This is a genomic window from Candidatus Bathyarchaeota archaeon (genome assembly GCA_026014585.1).
Lineage (GTDB): Archaea > Thermoproteota > Bathyarchaeia > Bathyarchaeales > Bathycorpusculaceae > Bathycorpusculum.
Window position 1 is genome coordinate 228,613 of the sequence record JAOZIA010000024.1, and the last position, 18,131, is coordinate 246,743.

Annotated in this window: 16 protein-coding genes; 13 read left to right on the forward strand and 3 right to left on the reverse strand. The window is 43.0% G+C overall.

Annotation, left to right across the window (positions count from 1 at the left end; translation table 11 throughout):
- Window positions 1-80: 80 nt before the first annotated feature.
- The 4 genes from NWF01_10455 to NWF01_10470 all read left to right on the forward strand — a co-directional run bounded on the left by NWF01_10455 (window position 81) and on the right by NWF01_10470 (window position 4,878).
- Window positions 81-2,432, forward strand: a complete 2,352-nt coding sequence (locus NWF01_10455; GenBank protein ID MCW4025436.1) for an arylsulfatase — start codon at window positions 81-83, stop codon at window positions 2,430-2,432.
- Window positions 2,433-2,454: 22 nt separating this feature from the next.
- Window positions 2,455-3,315: a bile acid:sodium symporter gene (locus tag NWF01_10460; GenBank protein ID MCW4025437.1), complete on the forward strand. Its 861-nt coding sequence runs from the start codon at window positions 2,455-2,457 to the stop codon at window positions 3,313-3,315.
- A gap of 21 nt (window positions 3,316-3,336) precedes the next feature.
- Window positions 3,337-3,708 carry a DUF1622 domain-containing protein gene (locus NWF01_10465; GenBank protein ID MCW4025438.1) on the forward strand — a complete coding sequence of 124 codons (372 nt, stop codon included), beginning with the start codon at window positions 3,337-3,339 and terminating at the stop codon, window positions 3,706-3,708.
- 501 nt (window positions 3,709-4,209) lie between these two features.
- Window positions 4,210-4,878 (forward strand): TRIC cation channel family protein, encoded by a 669-nt coding sequence (locus tag NWF01_10470; GenBank protein MCW4025439.1) that lies wholly within the window; start codon window positions 4,210-4,212, stop codon window positions 4,876-4,878.
- 98 nt (window positions 4,879-4,976) lie between these two features.
- On the opposite strand, the gene NWF01_10475 is transcribed toward NWF01_10470, so the two are convergent.
- Entirely contained in the window at window positions 4,977-6,284 is a 1,308-nt protein-coding gene (locus tag NWF01_10475) for a chloride channel protein (protein MCW4025440.1), read from the reverse strand.
- Between the two features lie 237 nt (window positions 6,285-6,521).
- Here NWF01_10475 and NWF01_10480 point away from each other — a divergent pair, with 237 nt between their 5' ends.
- The gene (locus NWF01_10480; GenBank protein ID MCW4025441.1) at window positions 6,522-7,241 is read left to right on the forward strand and encodes a hypothetical protein; all 720 of its coding nucleotides are present in this window, start codon (window positions 6,522-6,524) and stop codon (window positions 7,239-7,241) included.
- A gap of 120 nt (window positions 7,242-7,361) precedes the next feature.
- Here the strand turns inward: NWF01_10480 and NWF01_10485 are convergent, their stop codons facing one another.
- On the reverse strand, window positions 7,362-7,781 hold the full coding sequence (locus NWF01_10485; protein ID MCW4025442.1) for a hypothetical protein: 420 nt from the start codon (window positions 7,779-7,781) through the stop codon (window positions 7,362-7,364).
- Between the two features lie 280 nt (window positions 7,782-8,061).
- On the opposite strand from NWF01_10485, the gene NWF01_10490 reads away from it, so the two are divergent.
- Entirely contained in the window at window positions 8,062-9,546 is a 1,485-nt protein-coding gene (locus NWF01_10490; protein MCW4025443.1) for an arylsulfatase, read from the forward strand.
- A 107-nt stretch (window positions 9,547-9,653) separates the two neighbouring features.
- Window positions 9,654-10,820, forward strand: coding sequence for an anaerobic sulfatase maturase (locus NWF01_10495; GenBank protein ID MCW4025444.1), 1,167 nt, complete (start codon window positions 9,654-9,656; stop codon window positions 10,818-10,820).
- Window positions 10,821-10,825: 5 nt separating this feature from the next.
- On the opposite strand, the gene NWF01_10500 is transcribed toward NWF01_10495, so the two are convergent.
- Complete coding sequence (locus NWF01_10500; protein MCW4025445.1) at window positions 10,826-11,197, reverse strand: DUF202 domain-containing protein; 372 nt, start codon at window positions 11,195-11,197, stop codon at window positions 10,826-10,828.
- A 217-nt stretch (window positions 11,198-11,414) separates the two neighbouring features.
- Here NWF01_10500 and NWF01_10505 point away from each other — a divergent pair, with 217 nt between their 5' ends.
- The 6 genes from NWF01_10505 (at window position 11,415) to NWF01_10530 (ending at window position 17,940) form a co-directional block, all read left to right on the forward strand.
- Window positions 11,415-11,735, forward strand: a complete 321-nt coding sequence (locus NWF01_10505; protein MCW4025446.1) for a PRC-barrel domain-containing protein — start codon at window positions 11,415-11,417, stop codon at window positions 11,733-11,735.
- A gap of 471 nt (window positions 11,736-12,206) precedes the next feature.
- On the forward strand, window positions 12,207-13,025 hold the full coding sequence (gene nifH / locus NWF01_10510) for a nitrogenase iron protein (protein MCW4025447.1): 819 nt from the start codon (window positions 12,207-12,209) through the stop codon (window positions 13,023-13,025).
- Window positions 13,026-13,036: 11 nt separating this feature from the next.
- Window positions 13,037-13,954: a radical SAM protein gene (locus NWF01_10515; GenBank protein MCW4025448.1), complete on the forward strand. Its 918-nt coding sequence runs from the start codon at window positions 13,037-13,039 to the stop codon at window positions 13,952-13,954.
- Window positions 13,955-15,337 carry a nitrogenase component I subunit alpha gene (locus tag NWF01_10520; GenBank protein MCW4025449.1) on the forward strand — a complete coding sequence of 461 codons (1,383 nt, stop codon included), beginning with the start codon at window positions 13,955-13,957 and terminating at the stop codon, window positions 15,335-15,337. It begins immediately after the preceding gene.
- Window positions 15,337-16,671 carry a nitrogenase molybdenum-iron protein subunit beta gene (locus NWF01_10525; GenBank protein ID MCW4025450.1) on the forward strand — a complete coding sequence of 445 codons (1,335 nt, stop codon included), beginning with the start codon at window positions 15,337-15,339 and terminating at the stop codon, window positions 16,669-16,671. The genes NWF01_10520 and NWF01_10525 overlap by 1 nt, the downstream gene beginning before the upstream one ends.
- Window positions 16,672-16,713: 42 nt before the next feature.
- Window positions 16,714-17,940 carry an isopropylmalate synthase gene (locus tag NWF01_10530; protein MCW4025451.1) on the forward strand — a complete coding sequence of 409 codons (1,227 nt, stop codon included), beginning with the start codon at window positions 16,714-16,716 and terminating at the stop codon, window positions 17,938-17,940.
- Window positions 17,941-18,131 lie beyond the last annotated feature (191 nt).

Genomic DNA, 18,131 nt, shown 5'->3' on the forward strand with positions numbered 1-18,131 from the left:
GATTTACTCTAGTCAGTCACATAACTATATGTCCTCTTTTCTCTTCTGTTATCCTCAGAATTTTTTGGAGGTTCAAATTTTTGTCCCTAAATGAGTATAAACCTGGAAGCCGATTTTCTGGCATTATCGGACGCACTGTTGACCAATCTAGCCCAGCGTGGCCCATGCCGCTAAGAGCCAAAGAAGGTGTACCAAATGTTCTTTTCATAATCTTAGATGACACAGGATTTGGACAACTTGGATGCTATGGAAGCCCCATATCAACCCCAAACATAGACAATTTAGCTGCAAACGGGCTGCTCTACAATAATATGCACACCACTGCCCTTTGTTCCCCAACACGTTCCTGTATCTTAACAGGTAGGAACCATCATTCAAACGGAATGGCGGGAATCACTGAAATATCCACGGGGTATCCTGACTACAACGGGTACATTCCCTTCGAGAATGGTTTTCTTTCCGAGATGCTTCTGCAGAAAGGCTACAGTACCTATGCAGTTGGCAAATGGCACTTGACTCCCGCTAACGAAATTTCAGGTGCAGGCCCCTATGACCGCTGGCCCTTATCTAGAGGATTTGAAAGGTACTACGGTTTTCTATGTGGTGACACTAACCAGTATTATCCTGATTTAACGTCTGACAATCATAGTGTGATGCCGCCTAAATCCCCCGAGGAAGGTTATCACTTAACTGAGGATATAGTGGATGTTGCTATCTCGTTTATTGCTGACTCAAAACAAGTGGCACCCAGAAAACCGTTCTTTTTGTACTTCTGTACTGGTGCAATGCATGCACCCCATCACGTTCCAAAAGAATGGGCTGACAAATACAAAGGACAATTCGATGATGGATGGGATGCATATCGCGAAAAAGTTTTCAAAAGACAAAAAGAACTTGGAATAATGCCAGCAAATGCCGAGCTTTCACGCCATGACCCCGATGTTAAACAATGGAGTGAATGTACTGATGAGGAAAAGAAAGTTTATTCCCGTATGATGGAGGTTTTTGCGGGTTTTCTTTCTCACACTGATTATCACATTGGCAGGCTTCTTAACTTCTTAAAAACCATTGGTGAATTTGATAATACACTTATCATGGTTCTTTCTGATAACGGAGCAAGCGCTGAAGGGGGTCCACAAGGTTCAATCAATGAAAATCTTTTCTTCAATAATGTTCCCGAACTGCTTGAAGACAACATTAAAATGCTTGACAAAATAGGGGGACCCGAAACTTTTAACCATTACCCGTGGGGCTGGACGTGGGCTGGCAACACACCTTTCCGCCGCTGGAAACGAGAAACCTATCGTGGCGGCATAAGTGACCCCTTCATTGTGCATTGGTCCAACGGAATCAAAGCAAAAGGCGAAATCCGAACACAATACGCTCATGCAATTGACTTGGTACCCACTGTTCTTGAAGCGTTAGACATAGAACCTCCTTCTATGATTCGGGGCGTTGCGCAGTCTCCTATTCAAGGCGTTAGTTTTGCTCACACTTTTGATAGCCCCAATGCTTCAAGTAAACATCATACGCAATATTTTGAGATGCTTGGTCACCGCTCAATCTACAAAAACGGCTGGCGAGCAGTTTGTCCATGGCCTGGACCCTCCTTTGCAGAAGCAGGAAAGCCATTTGGCATGCCCATCTCTGCAGATGAATTAACACAGTTGGATGCAAAAGGCTGGGAGCTCTACAACATCAATGAAGATGTAACGGAAAACAAAAACATCGCCGCAGACAATCGACCTCACTTAATAGAAATGATTGCACAGTGGTACGTCGAAGCGGGTAAATATAATGTATTACCTGTTGACGGACGCGGTGTACAGCGGTTTGCTGAGGAACGCCCCCAGATTGCGTTGGAACGCACAAGCTACACCTATTATCCTAACACCCAGCCGATGCCATCTGATGGCGCTGTAAAGGTTCTCAACAGGCCTCACACAATCATCATAGACGCAGAAATAAGCGAGGGCACAGACGGGTTAATAGTGTCACATGGCGCCAGTGAAGGCGGTTATGCTCTGTATGTAAAAGATGGAAAACTGATTTTTGCCCACAACTACCTAGCCAAAGCTATTTACTATGTCAAATCAGAAAAAAATGTGCCCACAGGCAGACATAAACTGCGTTATACATTTGAAGTCACAGGCAAACCTGACCCGGCAAATGGAAAAGGCACTCCTGGACGGGGAAAACTCTACTTTGACGACGAATTGGTTGGGCAAAACGATATACCTGTAACTATTCCTATAGCGATTGGGCTAAGCGGCAGATTCTCAATCGGAGCAGCTCCCAGTGCACCTATAACTCCCGACTATAATGGCGCCTTTAAGTTTAAAGGAAAAATCTACAGCGTAACTGTGGATGTTGGCGGAGAAAACATCGAAGATTCTAGCGCAAAAATGCGCAATGTAATGGCGAGACAATAAACATGCAGAAGAAGGAGCGTTTTTGTCAGAAGTAGGTTCAATCCTAATCCCTCTTTTTGCTTTAGTATTCGTAGTTGGCAGCATGCTGGCTATGGGGTTGAGTCTTACCATTCAAATGATAGCTAAGCCCTTAAAAAAAGTAAAAACTGTAGCTTTTGCTTTGTTCGCTAACTTTGTTGTCATGCCTCTAGTCACGATTGGTGTGCTCTCTGTTTTGCCCTTGCAAGAGGATATTCAAATTGCCTTCTATATTTTGGCTTTAGCTGCTGGAGCCCCGTTTCTTCCAAAACTGGCACAGTTCGCAAAAGCAGACATTGCATTTGCCGTTGGATTAATGACGCTTCTCATGGTGGCCACAGTGATTATTTTACCAATATTTTTGCCCTTGATGCTTTCTGGCATAACAATAAACCCCTGGGATATCGTTCGTCCTTTGCTGTTTCTTTTGCTTCTCCCCCTTGGAATTGGTCTATTAGTCCGACAACGCTATGAAGAATTCGCCAAACACACAGCTAAACTTCTAAACTCGGTAACAACTGTTAGCTTACTGGCGCTGCTTTTCCTCTTCTTCATTGCATACTGGGACGCAATCATCAGCACATTTGGAACAGGCGCAATTGCCTTCTCCATCTTTTTTATTGCTTTTGCACTGGTTGCGGGTTACCTAATCAGCCCAAAAGAGACAGGCATAAGACGGGTATCCAGTTTGGGTACTGCTCAACGTAATATTTCAGTGGGCATTCTTGTTGCTGCAGTAAACTTTGCAGACCAACCTTTGGTGGGCGTCACGGTGTTAATTGTCTCCTTAGTCGGGCTAGTTTTCTTGATGGTTACCGCGGGAGAGTGGGGCAGAAAAAGTCAAAAAGAAAAACAATCAGGCTAAACATAAAAAGAGAGCTGACTTTTGAGTTTTCTAAGTACAGCAGAGGATGTTTTTTCAAACGTTGCTTCTTGGCTGAAGTTAGCCGCGGAGATTTCAAGCGTTGTCCTAATCGGGATAGGTTTAGTGGTTAGCATTTATTTTTTGATACAGCTACTTTTCTCAAAACAAAAAAAGAAGCAGTATCTCAAGCTGCGGTTGAATCTTGGACGTTTTCTTGTCTTAGCCTTGGAGCTTCAATTAGCCGCTGATATCATTGGAACCGCCATTGCTCCAAGTGTGGAACAGATTGGACAACTTGCCGCGATAGCTTTGATTAGAACATTTCTTAACTACTTCCTTAACCGAGAAATTCAAACGGAAGAAAAAGAGAGCACTGAACAAGAAAGCCGCTAATTGTTTGAGTTTAAAAACAGTCAGAAACGGTTAAGTTCACCGGTTTTCTGTTGTGACATTTTGCGCCCACACAATTTAATATCTCCAAAAAAACCTCTAAACTGGTGCTTTTAATAGGAGGGATACTTGTGGCAGACGCTTTAGCCTTCTGGAAAGATACAAACACAAAACAAACCATAGTAAATTACATCTCAAAGGTAACTGACCCACAAAGCAGCCACTTTGTTCCACTACAAGATAGAACGCCATTTTCGATAACGACGGCAAATTGTGGACCGAGTGGTTCAGCATGACGATGAAAAACATGAATATGCCTATAGTGCAGGTACAGAAAAAGAAAAACTGCTGCGAGTGAACATGGCTGGGTTAAGATAAGTATGAAAAATGACTGGAAAACAATTTTCTAGATGCCTGCTCGTTTCTGGAATGTTAAATCTTTTGAAGTTGAACTGAGCAAAGAATAGGTGAGTCTAAATCAGCTACGACTTAACAACAATTGATTTGATTGCAGCGTCTACAAACGCTTTTGCTGGTGCTCTTTTAGCTAGGCGTCCAGATCATTACAAGGGCTATACGCGTATTGGAATTGTGCTTCTTGCCGTAATTGCAGGTATCGGCGGAGGGGTTGTTAGAGATATTATCTTAAATCAAGTGCCTGCGGCGTTTACCAATCCTCTCTATGTAATTTTATGCACCATAATGGGGGTTTTGGCGCTGACAATATCTTATAGAGCGGGACGAAAAACCTACAGGAAACGGAGCGAGGAAGGAAATAATGTCAAGGAAGGTGCCCTAAATTATATGGCTACTTTTTCGTTACCTTGGTATGCGGCTGTAGGCGTAGATAAAGCTCTTACTGCTGGAGTACCCGTATTTCCCGCAATCATAATCGGAATCATTGGACCCACGACTGGTCGGTTTATCGTTGACCTCACGTCAGGAGTGACCCCTAAACATTTCGTCAAAGGAGAATTCTTCGTTACGACAGCAATCCTAACAAGTATCATTTATTACTTACTTTACGTCGCAGGATTATCTATTTGGCCAGCAACGTTAATTTCGGTGGCTTTTGGGTTCACTTTCCGTACAATTACATGGAGAAAAGGCTGGGAAGAAAAAGAACCCTGGGAACCAAAAAGCAGCTTGAAGGTTGCAAAACCTAAAGTTTAGAAGATTAGTATACCTACATGATTACAACATACGCTTTTATTTGCTATAAACAAGTTTAAAGTTAAGAATTTTACCCCTGCCTCTTTTGCAGGTTACTGCTAAGTATTTTCATGGGAACTAGAAGTATGTGCAGTTGGGGTTTTTTCCTGCAAACTTTGTGCTCTTTGCATCATGTATTTTTTCAAATATCGCGACAGCAAAAACCCCGTGATTGAAGCTATAGTGATTGTGGGAATCAAATTAATCTGAGACATTAATGAGACCAGAAGAATAACTGAAATGGGCAAGGGAAAAAGCGCACTTGCAATGGCTGCCATGCCTGCGGTGACTGCAACTCCCTGCGGAATGAACGGTAACACTTGAGTAATAGCTAAACCCATTGTGCCTCCCATGAAAAGATATGGGAAAACGGGTCCTCCTTTGAAGACTGTGTTAAAAGAAAGCGCTGTAACTATGGATTTACCGAACATAAGAAGCAATAAGAACCCAAAACTATAGGCACTGCTTTGGAATAGTATAGAAATTATTTCGTTTTGCCCTGAATAGAGCAACAGCGGAACAAATGAGCCAATAAATCCTACGGTTAAGCCGCCGATTAAGCCTCGTTTAATTGGGCTACTTTCAAATCGTATAAACACATGTTTATGCAGTTTAACGTACAACCACTGATGGTACGCACCAAAAAATCCGCCGATTACACCGATTAAAAGAGCCCATAAGAGGTCAATGAATAAGGGTGAAGCGTATGGCGGGAAAATCAAAATTCCAGATATGGAAACGTTGAAAACATGATAGTAAACTAAGAAACCCACAGTGGCTGAAATTAAACCGGGAACAAGCAGTTCTACATAGGGTATGCCTTGGATAAACAGGTATTCCATGGCTACGAAGGCACCTATAAGTGGGCTTCCAAAGAAGGAACCGAAACTACCTGCCACGCCACAGTAAGTCACAAAAATCACTGCATTAGTTCGGATTTTAAGTTTATCAGCAAGCAGCGTAGATGCGCCTCCGCCTAAATCTGCCAGCCCTCCCTCTGGACCAATTGAAGCACCTGCCCATAGAGAAAGAATACATTGTGTTATTATGCTTGGCAAGTGACGGTAATTGAGGCGTCCTTTGGTTTCAGAAAACTCCTTTTGGGTCGAGCCGAGATGGATGTGTTCTCCCGCATATTTGATTGTTAAGCCTATCAATACTCCGCCTATTGTCAGCAAGATTAGTGGCCAAAACAGGGCATAAGGTGTGCCTTCAAAGGGAGCTTCAAAAAATGATTCCCCCCAACCTGCTAAGAACAAGTAACCTATTGTTAGTAGGCTTGCTAGGGCACCTATGCCGGCGGCTAAAATCAATACTTTAAACAGATAGAGTCCTGAAGCAAAAATAGAATTTTTGTCACTTGCCAATTTATGAACCCAAAAAATTAGTGATGCCTAAAAGTAGGAGCATTGTTTCTTGTTGATAAGACTTTGTTATTGTTAATGTGTAGTCATTATTTTCATCTGAACTTAAGTGAATGTGTTTATCTTGGATGGTTATCTTAGATGGGATGGTTTCCTTAAGGTTTAAAAACGCCTTTCTCTTCTTCTCTAAAAGGGAATATTTGCCCATTTTCTGTCTTGTCTAATTTTTTGGCGGTAAGTATGTCAAAGAATTTTTCGTGGGTTGAACTTCAAAGTTGGCTTCTTGGGTCACGATATTTAATTGTAACCTTGTCAATAATGAGTTTTCTAATTATCCTCCCCTACACTTTTACCCAGTATGTTTATTTCGGACGCATCGTGCTTGCTTTTTGGCTTGCTCTTATATTAGTTGCTCTTAGCCTTTCAGTTTACCGTATAAAGATAGGCGGAAAGATTGGGTTACTATTAATAGCTGTAAATTTAGCTGCGACTATTCTTAATTTGAGTCTTGGGAGTTACCCGATTGCGGTGATAAACAGACTTCTGAATTTTATCACTTTTTCTTTTGTATCAATAATCATTTTTGTTGATTTAGCGACGGTTTATGTTGAAAAGCGCGGGAGATCCGATTACGTCTGGGGCGGCATCGCTATTTACCTATTAATCGGATTAACGTGGGGTGCCCTGTATAATTTAGTGGAATTGGTTACGCCGGGGTCATTTTTAGGTCCAGAATCTTTAGGCACCATAGAGTTTCCACTTTTTGTCTACTTTAGCTACTATGTGTTGACCACCGTTGGCGGTGTTTTAACTCCTATCACTTTGCAGGCTCAATCTTTGGTTATGATAGAACCAATAGTTGGAACTCTGTACGTTGCCATATTAGTTGCTCGACTTGTTAACCATATATCTGCCAGAAAACAAGCAAAACCAGACAGTTCCGAGCAGTCTACAAAATAGCGTTCGTCAGAAACCCTGATTCTGTAATATTGTATTAAGTGTACTTTTTGGATATAAATTGATAAAATCAGAATTGCTCTTAAATAAAAAAGGAAGAGAAAAAAAGTTTTTTTTAAAGGTTTAAGCCGGGATTACTGTTTCCTTCGCAGGTTTGGTTTCAACAATCCGCGTTATTTTATTTACCACTTGGTTTTCAACATCAAAGTTCCAGACCATCTCAGGTATGTTAATGAGAAGGAACAAGCCGCCAGTCATAACTGCCTCAACAGCGGTCACTGCTAAGTTCTGTATCCATTTCCCGATACCCACTTGAACTTCAAAATCGTTTGGTTCGCCTTCAATAAGAATAGTGATTGCTCGCGTTGCTGTTAGTATATCTCTAAGTAGGTCTTCTTTTTTGGCTTGAATTACATAGCCTTTTGATGTGCTGGCAATTTGAGTCTGGAAATCGTCACGCTGCAAGGATGCTTCTATTTTACTCGATAACTCATTTAGGTCCCAATTCCTGTTTACAAAACGTAGTGTTTTTACAGATACCATATAAAAAATCACCAAAAAATATCTCCGAGTAAAAAGATTTAAGGATTTGTGGATACGCTAAGTGGCAACAATAAACGAAAATCTCGTTTTAAATTTACCACGCCACTGTTAAAACAATCCGATTACACTTAGCGGGCCATATTGCTGTCTGATTGCGAATAGTTTGGGATACACGTTAGTTGGCGGAATAGATTGGTGTTGTGTCAAAGTAATCACAAACTAATAAGTAAAAGATTACGTTGATTCAAAATGTTTTTCTTGCGTTTTTTGAGGTGTTTATATGAGTCAAAATAAGAAACCTAATATTCTTGTAATGTGGGGCGACGACATAGGCTGGTGGAACATCAGCTACAACAACAAAGGCCAAATGGGCTACCGCACACCAAACATCGACCGCATAGCAAATGAAGGAATCTCTTTCACCGATTATTACGGGCAACAAAGCTGCACCGCTGGTCGCGCCGCATTCATTACAGGCCAAAACCCTATTAGAACAGGCTTAACAAAAGTTGGCATGCCCGGGGCTAACTTAGGGTTACAATCTGAAGATCCAACAATCGCTGATTTGCTCAAACCCTTAGGCTATGCCACAGGTCAATTCGGCAAAAACCACTTAGGTGACAGAGATGAATTTTTGCCCACAAATCACGGGTTTGACGAGTTTTTCGGCAACTTGTATCATTTAAATGCAGAGGAAGAACCTGAAGACCCCGATTATCCCAAAGACCCTGAATTTAGAAAGAAGTTTGGCCCTCGTGGGGTTATTCATAGTTTTGCTGGTGGCAAAATTGAAGATACAGGACCCTTAACCAAGAAAAGAATGGAGACAATTGACGATGAAATAACTGAAAATGCAATAAGGTATATTGAAGATAACGGCAAGTCGGGTAAACCGTTTTTTGTGTGGTATAACACTACAGCGATGCATTTCAGAACACATCCAGCCCCTAAGCATCTTGGAAAAAGTGGCAAAGGCGGCTTCTACAACGATGTAATGGTTGCTCACGATGAAAACATCGGTAAACTCCTTAGCAAACTCGACGAACTCGGTATCGCAGATGACACTATCGTTATGTATTCTACGGATAATGGCCCACACTATAACGCTTGGCCAGATGGTGCAATAACGCCATTTAGGAGCGAGAAAAACACGAATTGGGAGGGTGCTTGGCGGGTTCCAACATTTGCTCGCTGGCCTAACAAATTCCCGGCAGGTCTGGTTCTTAATGGTATTGTTTCTCATCAAGATTGGCTTCCGACGCTTTTAGCAGCTGCAGGCGAGCCGAACATAAAAGAAAAACTATTGCAAGGGCATACTGCAGGTGTAAAGAATTTCAAAGTACACCTCGACGGGCACAACATGCTGCCTTACTTTATGGGGCAAGAAAAAGACAGCCCACGCCAATCCTTCTTCTACATAAATGATGACGGGCAACTTGTAGCTCTTAGGTACAATGATTGGAAGCTTGTTTTCTTGGAACAGAGAGCTAAAACAATGGCGTTGTGGGGTGAACCTTTCGTATCCCTGCGTATTCCAAAAATGTTTAATTTACGCAGAGACCCATTCGAACGCGCTGACCTTAACTCGAACACATATTGGGACTGGCTTATTGAACACGCATTCTTACTAATTCCTGCCCAAGCTTTTGTTGCAGAACAAATCCAATCTTTAAAAGAGTTCCCACCACGTCAAAAGCCTTCCTCATTCAATCTTGATCGCGTGATGGAACACCTACAAGATGCAGCAGGTGCTGGCCAACATTAACAATCACACTAAGTAGTGATAGTTCAGCACCTTCTTTTCTTTTTAACAGTAATTGAGATTCGATAGATGTGAACAAAAAAGAGCAGAAAATTCAAGCTTTTCATGTAATGGCTAAACCTACAGGCTCCAGATGTAATTTGAATTGTGCCTATTGTTTTTACTTAAAAAAGAAACAGCTCTATCCGAAGAGTAATTTTCAAATGTCAGAGGAAATTATGGAAAAGTACATCCGACAAACCCTTCAAGCCCACAACTCACCCAGCGTAACCATTGCTTGGCAGGGTGGTGAACCAACGCTGATGGGTTTAGACTTTTTCCGCCACGCCACTAATGTGATAAAACAAAATGTTCGTCCAGGCGTAACAGTTGAGAATACTTTGCAAACCAACGGTGTTTTGATTGATGATGAATGGTGCAAGTTTTTGCATGACAACCATTTTTTGGTAGGTTTAAGCAGTGATGGCCCAAAACAAATGCATGATGCTTATCGAAAAGACAAAACAGGGCGTTCAGTTTTTGATAAGGTGATACACAGTGCTCATCTTATGCAGAGATATAATGTTGAATTTAACATTCTTTGCACAGTAAATGCCGTGAACAGTCAGCATCCCCTTGAAGTTTACCGGTTTTTCCGTGATGAACTAAAAACGCCTTATCTGCAGTTTATCCCCATTGTTGAGCGAGATAACGAAACAGGAAATCAAGAAGGCAACTGTATCACTGAACGTTCAGTGAATCCAAAGCAGTATGGAAAGTTTTTGATTGAAGTCTTTGATGAATGGGTTACTAATGATGTGGGTAAGATGTTTGTTTTGTTTTTCGATGGAGTATTAGCTTCCTATGTTAGGGGGTACTCGTCTCTTTGCATATTGAGCCCTAAATGTGGGGAAGGTGTTGTTCTTGAACATAACGGCGATGTTTATAGTTGCGACCATTTTGTGGAACCAAACTACTTTTTAGGAAACATTTCAAACACTTCCATAGCCGACCTTGTTTTTAGTCAAAGGCAAAGAGATTTTGGGGATTATAAATGGAAAACTCTGCCTCGTTACTGCCGAGAATGCGAGTTCTTGTTTACTTGTTATGGTGAATGCCCAAAAAATCGGGTTCTTAAAACGCCTGACGGCGAAGAAAACTTAAATTGGCTATGTGAAGGCTTGAAAGCATTTTTTGTCCATACAAAAGAGCCCATGCAGATGATGGCAAACTTGTTGCTTAGAGGTCGACCTGCTTCAGATATAATGCAAATCTGGCATGAAAAAACAGTTCAATAAATTAATTATGTGTTTGGCACGAGAATATCTTTGAAATAGTGGCTTACAAGTTCTGCCTCAGACATTACTTCTATTTCTTTTTTATGAATCAATTTGCGTATTGATCTTGTTTTTCTTACTTTTCGATATGATGAAAAACTCATGTAAGTGCCAAAAACGGTAAGGCATGTCAAAAAGACAAAAAAGATAATTTCAAATTGAGATGTCTCGGGAAAATAGCTAAATGCGTACGATAAAGTTGCTGCGGCTGAAGGAGCAATTACGGCAAGTGATAACCCCGTGCGTAATTGAGAGAGTTGAGTTCTTTCTATAGCTAGATAGTTCCTTTCTGCTGCAAGCAGTGTACGTATAAGCGCTAAACGTGTGTTATCATTCAAAAAAATCCCCTTTATGTATTATACTATTTGAGGTATATCTTCTTTTTTGCATAAGAATTAGGAAGTAAGTGACTTAGTCACCCCTAATGCAGAAAAACATCAACCGAAAACTCTTTTGGGAAAAAAACAGGCAGAACCCCGCTCGATTGTACCCTCGGCAAAACAATATAATTTTGGATGAGAATAAGTAATACAAAGTTTTAGGTGGTGAAATTTTTTGGTTAGTGTCGATGAGGTTTCTGGACGAAAAGTTGTTAGCATAAAAGGGGATGAAATAGGTGAAATCAAGGATGTCGAGTTTGACATAAAAAAATGGGAAGTTACACACATGGTACTGAAACTTTCTAACAAAGCTGCGGTTTCATTAGGCTACAAGAAGACTATTGGAAGTTATGATGTTTGCATGCCCGTAAGTTTGATATCTTCAGTTGGTGATGTAGTGACAATAAACAAAACTTTGCTTGAGATAGCAGAAAATTTGGATATAAAAGAATGCCCACCGAGAACAATGCATCGCGGGATGACTATTGGACTTTAAATTTTCTTTCATCAACTACAAACCCTTTTTTTGGATAGCTTCAATCAATAAAAAGAAACCTGTACAGGGGGCTTTATTCAGTCAATTTCTTCTTGAGAGTGTATCTTGTGCACCTATGAACAGTTACCAAAATATGTCCCTGCTGCCAATACCTCATGCAGGTTGTGCATTGTTCGTAGCTGTGGGGCTTTACGGCGTTGATTGATGAATTGTTGTGATTTTGTGTAGTGTGTTTGTTTAGTTGTTCATTTTGTTGGTTTGTGTGTGAATGTTTTGCTGGGTGTTTGCTGCACATTCAGGGGTTAAAAACATGTTTGTTCAGTTTATATTTTATAAACTCTATATATGTCCAGGTTTATGCTAAATTGATAGATACATGTTTATTTGCTTAGGTAATTTGTGAACACTTGTGAAAGTTTCACAACTAAGCTTTTAAAGCGTCCCCCCATGAAACTGTGAGGGAGTTAAAAAATGAGACAAATCGCAATATACGGAAAAGGTGGTATAGGAAAAAGCACCACAACCCAAAACACAGTTGCAGCACTAGCTGAAATGGACAAAAAAGTTCTGCTACTGGACTGTGACCCTAAAGCAGACTGCACCCGCTTACTACTACATGGAAAACGGCAACCCACAGTACTAGACGTGCTACGTGACGGTGGCGGCGAATGCTCAGCTGAGATGATTTCAACCAAAGGCTTTGGAGGGGTAACCTGCGTTGAATCAGGTGGACCTGAACCCGGAGTTGGTTGCGGCGGCAGAGGCATTATCACATCAATTCAGACACTTCATGATTTAGACATGTACAGTGAAGACCTAGACTTTGTGTTCTATGATGTTCTTGGCGATGTGGTTTGTGGAGGTTTCGCTATGCCTATACGTGAAGGATACGCCCAAGAAATCTATATTGTTGCCTCGGGTGAATACATGGCACTTTATGCAGCCAACAACATCTGCAAAGGCATCAAAAAATTTGCTGAAGCAGGACACACACGGCTTGGCGGCATCATCTGCAATTCAAGAAAAGTCGAAAACGAAGAAGCCCTGGTTGCGCAGTTTGCTAAGCGCATAAACAGCAAGCTAGTACAGTTTATCCCAAGAGACAACATTGTGCAGCGTGCAGAAATTAACCGAAAAACCGTGATAGATTACGATTCTTTCTCTACCCAAGCTGATGTCTATCGAAGTGTTGCCCGCAAAATAGTCTACAACAAGGACTTCACGATTCCAAACCCCATGACTCTTGATGAGCTTGAAAACCTGATGCGGGAATTCGGAATCGCTGATTAATGGTGCTGTCTATGAAGCAAGCAACTCTCACGTACACTCAATACAAGAGTCCCCAAAAGAAGAGCTACGCTGAAATAATTCAGGAACATCCCTGCTACGACTCTAAAGCACACTTCAAATTTGGCAGAGTTCACCTTCCAGTCGCGGCAGGATGCAACATAGGATGCAACTATTGCGTCCGAAAATACGACTGCGCCAACGAAAACCGACCGGGAGTCACAAGTAAACTCTTAGATGCAAAAGAAGCTATAGAAAAAGTTCGCTGTACAGTGAAGCATGACCCGCGGCTTCGTGTTGTAGGCATTTCTGGACCGGGCGACCCGTTGACCAGTGACACAACATTTGAAGTGTTTGAACAGGTTCACAATGAGTTTCCAGATTTAACGCTTTGTCTTTCAACCAACGGCTTATTGTTACCGCAAAAATTAAGCCAAATCAAGAAAGTAGGCGTTAACGCACTTACAATCACCATAAACGCAGTAGACCCAGATGTGGGTTCAAAAATCTACTCGTTTGTTAACTATCAAGGCAAAACCCTGCACGACAAAGAAGCCTTCCAAGTGCTAAGCAAAAACCAGCTAGATGGCCTTCGAGAAGCTGCCGCTGCAGACATAGCCGTAAAAGTCAACACAGTATACATTCCAACCATAAATGCGGAACACATCCCCGAAATCGCCAAAACCGTCCGCAGCCTAAAAGCTTACATAATGAACATCATACCCCTAATTCCACAGGGCAAATTTGCACACATACCCGCACCCACCCAGCAAGACATCCACACCATCCGACAAGCCTGCCAAGACACCTTGATTCAATTCCACAATTGCGTGCAATGCCGAGCTGACGCTACAGGTGTACCTGGAGAAGAAGCCTGCGGTAGCCGCTTGCCCAATTTTGAACAACATCTAAAAACAAAGGAGACACCATAGATGCCGCTAATTTTACCTGACTGCGACAAAACTGTACCTGAACGCCAAAAGCACGTCTACATAAAAGACTCCAGCGACCCCTTCATGATTCCAGCCTGCAACATTGCCACTGTACCTGGTGACTTAACTGAGCGTGGATGCACTTATGCTGGCTGCCGAGGAGTTGTTGGTGGTCCCGTTAAGGATGTGATTCAGCTTCAGCATGGTCCTATCGGTTGTGCTTATTATCCTTGGGATGCTCGACCCCACGTTGCCACAGGCACCAACTTCCACTTAGCTAACGTGTTCTCTACGGACTTACGCGAATCCAACATTGTCTTTGGCGGCGAAAAAAAACTCTACGATTCAATCATAGAATCCAACAAAGCTTTCCCTGATGCACAAGGCGTATTCGTATATGCCACCTGCGTTGCAGGCTTGATTGGCGATGACATCGAAGCCATAGCAAAGCGTGCAAGCAAAGCCATAGGCAAACCTGTAGTAGCTTTCAACTGTCCCGGTTTTCGTGGCGTAAGCCAAAGCTTGGGTCATCACATAGGCAACGAGATGCTCTTTAACAAAATCGTCGGCACAGAGGAACTCAAAGAGAAAACGCCTTACGACATAAACCTGATTGGTGAGTACAACATTCGCGGTGATGACTGGCTGATTTTGTCCCTGCTTGAATCCGTGGGGTTACGGGTGGTCTGCACTTTCACTGGTGACTCGTCTATCCATGACATTGCCAAGATGCATGCTGCAAAACTCAACGTAATTCGCTGTGCACGTAGCGCCAAATACATAGCTGAGATGATGAAAGAAAAATACGGCACGCCCCATATGGAAGTTGACCTCTACGGTATCGAACAAACCGCTGAGGATTTGCGTCAAATCGCCAAGTTTTTTGGGTTAGAAGCCAAAGCCGAGGAAGTCATTGCTAAGGAGACTGCTGAAATCAAAGAGGAGATGGATTTTTACCGTGAAAAGTTCAAGGGTAAAACTGTCATGATTTATCAGGGTGGTCCGCGTAGTTGGCACTGGCCAAGCTTTATGGCGGAGTTGGGCATGGAGGTCAAAGTGGTCGCTACAACCTTTGGACATGAGGATGACTACGAAAAAATCGTTAAGCGAGTCAAAGACGGCACTGTGGTTATCGATAACCCAAACGCACCCGAGTTCGAAGAGATGATATTTAAGTACAAGCCTGACCTGTTCATCGCGGGGCAAAAAGAGAAGTACCTCAGTTACAAGTACGGTGTTCCCTTCCTTAATGGTCACACATACGAAAGCAAAGGCGGCTACATGGCATTTAAGGGCACAGTGCGTTTTGCCCGTGACATCTATCAGGCGCTCTATTCGCCAGCGTGGCGGTTCATACGAAAAACCGAGGAGGAACACCAGTAATGGTGGTTATCACAAAAACCCGCAGCGTCGCCATCAACGCTCCCAAAATGTGCCAGCCAATCGGCGCAATCTGGGCAACCCTTGGTGTACATGGTAGCGTGCCCCTAGTGCATGGTTCACAGGGATGCTCCACGTACCCGCGTAACTTGATGGGGCGGCATTTCCGTGAACCAATCGAAGTCGCCATCACTTCACTTCACGAAAAAGCAACAATCTTCGGTGGTGCATCTAACCTTAAGCAGGCACTTGCCAACATCATCATACGCCAGCAGCCCGAGCTCATAACAGTCATAACTACTTGCCTTAGCGAAACCACAGGCGATGACATCCACGGCATCGTTAAAGCTTTCCGCGCAGAAAAACCTGAACTTGCCAAGCAATCAAAAATCGTTACAGTCAACACCCCCAGCTACGTTGGAACCCATGTGGTTGGCTATGATAATGCAGTAAAAGCAATGGTGTCTCAGCTCTCAACAGGTAAGGACCGCCCAAGTGACAAAGTCAACGTAATCCCTGGTATAATAAACCCTGGTGACGTAATGGAGCTCAAACACATATTCTCCGAAATGGGCGTACCTGCCATATACATAACAGACATCTCACAAACCCTCAACGCGCCCCTGCGTCTGCCAAAGCCCCATTTCCCACGAGGAGGAACAACAGTGGAGGAAATCGCAGACTGCGCCAACTCGCTGGGTACGATAGCGGTTTGCAAGCATCAAGGGCAGGGTGCAGTTAATTATCTTAAGGATAAGTTTAGTGTACCTGGGCAGTTGTGTGAGACGCCAATTGGTGTAGAAGCAACGGAGGATTTCCTTGAACACATCACCCGCTTTACAGGCAAGAAAGTGCCTGAATCATTGCTTGACGAGCGTGACCTGCTGGTAGATGCAATGGTGGACTCCAGCCACATCACATTTGGCACTAAAGTCGCTATTTTCGGTGATCCTGACGTAGCCTTTGCTCTGGCACGATTCACCTATGAACTGGGTATGCAGCCAATTCACGTGATGACAACTCTGGAAACCCCCAAGTTTGCGCCTGATATGAAAGCGTTAGCAACCGATTACGGCACAGGCGAAGACCAAAACAACCTCATTGTCGGCGGCGACCTCTACGAACTACACCAGAAAATCAAAGAAAAACCCGTTGACCTCTTAATCGGTGACTACAAAGGCAAATACATCGCCAAAGAAGAACACATCCCACTGGTCCGCGTCGGATTCCCTCAAGCTGACCGCTTCGGTTACCAACGAAGAGCAATGCTTGGTTTCCGCGGCTCACTGCAACTACTGGACACACTGGTGAACACTGTAATGGATACCAAAGATTAAAGGGGGGTGGGCACTCTGAAGCTGGACGATTTTTTCTTTAAAATGCCCAGTCTCAAAACCGACCCCATCATCGATGACACTACCCTACGAGATGGCATGCAAATGCCTGGCTTAGCCGCCAAACCCAAAGATGCTGAAAAAATCGCTCAAGCTCTCACCGAAGTCGGAGCCCAACGCATTGAACTCTTCCATTACCAAGATGTTGACAAGAAAGCCGCTAAACGGATTCTCGCCAAAAAACTGGACTGCCGCATTGCTGGCTGGTGCCGCACCCTTAAAGCAGACGTTGACAGTGCAGTTGATTTAGGCTTTGATGAAGTTGGCATTTCTCATCCTGTTTCTTATGCACATCTAAACGCAAAGTGGCCCAACAAAACCTCCGCTGAGTTGTTGGCGAACTTGGTTGATGTGGTAGAGTACGCCGCGAAAACACATGGACTGCGAACGTTTGTGCATGGAGAAGATGGTACGCGAGCTGAATGGAGCTTTGAGAAGCAACTGGTTAATGCGGTTGCAGATGCTGGGGCGGAGTGTTACCGTGTCTGTGACACTGTAGGCATTGGATTACCTGAACTGGATGCACCTCTACCTGTAGGTATCCCCGCGAAAATTAAAGCTCTAAAGAAGGAAACCAGTATAAAATCCATAGAAATCCACACTCATGATGACTTAGGCAATGCTGTAGCTAACGTTATCGCTGCTATACGCGCCGCTTCTGGTTTGTATGATAAAATCTACATAAACACTACCTACTTGGGAATTGGTGAACGGGCAGGGAATGCTGAAACCGAAAAAATCATTCTTAATCTTTACCTGAACTATGGCATAAAAAAATATGAATCAAAAATTGGCAAGCTTAAAGAAACCGCGGATTTCATTAGCCAAGCCATTGGTTTTACAGTACCTCGCAAACAAGCTATTGTAGGTAAACACGGTTTTACCCATGAGTCGGGCATCCACACTTATGGTGTCCTTACCAACCCTTGGACTTATGAGCCCTATCCGCCAGAACTGGTCGGCAACAGCCGAAGCCTAACGATAGGCAAACAATCAGGTAAAAATATAATCAAACATAAAATCATTGAAGTCACTGGTTGCGTGCCCAGCAGTGAAACTGTTGCTGTTGTGGTGGAGCGGGTTAAAGCGGCTTATGCGACTGGACGACGAAAATCGCTTAGCGATAAAGAATTTGAGCGTATGCTAAAAGACCTCAACTTGTTTAACGTAGACCCTGTTGCTGGAGCTATGTTTGTTCAAAATGTTGCTTAAGGGTGTCTGTTTAGAGGTGTTGATGAATAGGCTGTAAGTGATTTGCCTTTATTTGTGGGTTACGTGGTAATTACGGCCATAGTGTAAACTTTTTACGATAATTACAGTTGTTTAGTGGATTTTTTACAGTTTTTCATAATTTTTATGAGAAAACCTCAACTATGTTTAAATCAGGCATCACCAAATCATCT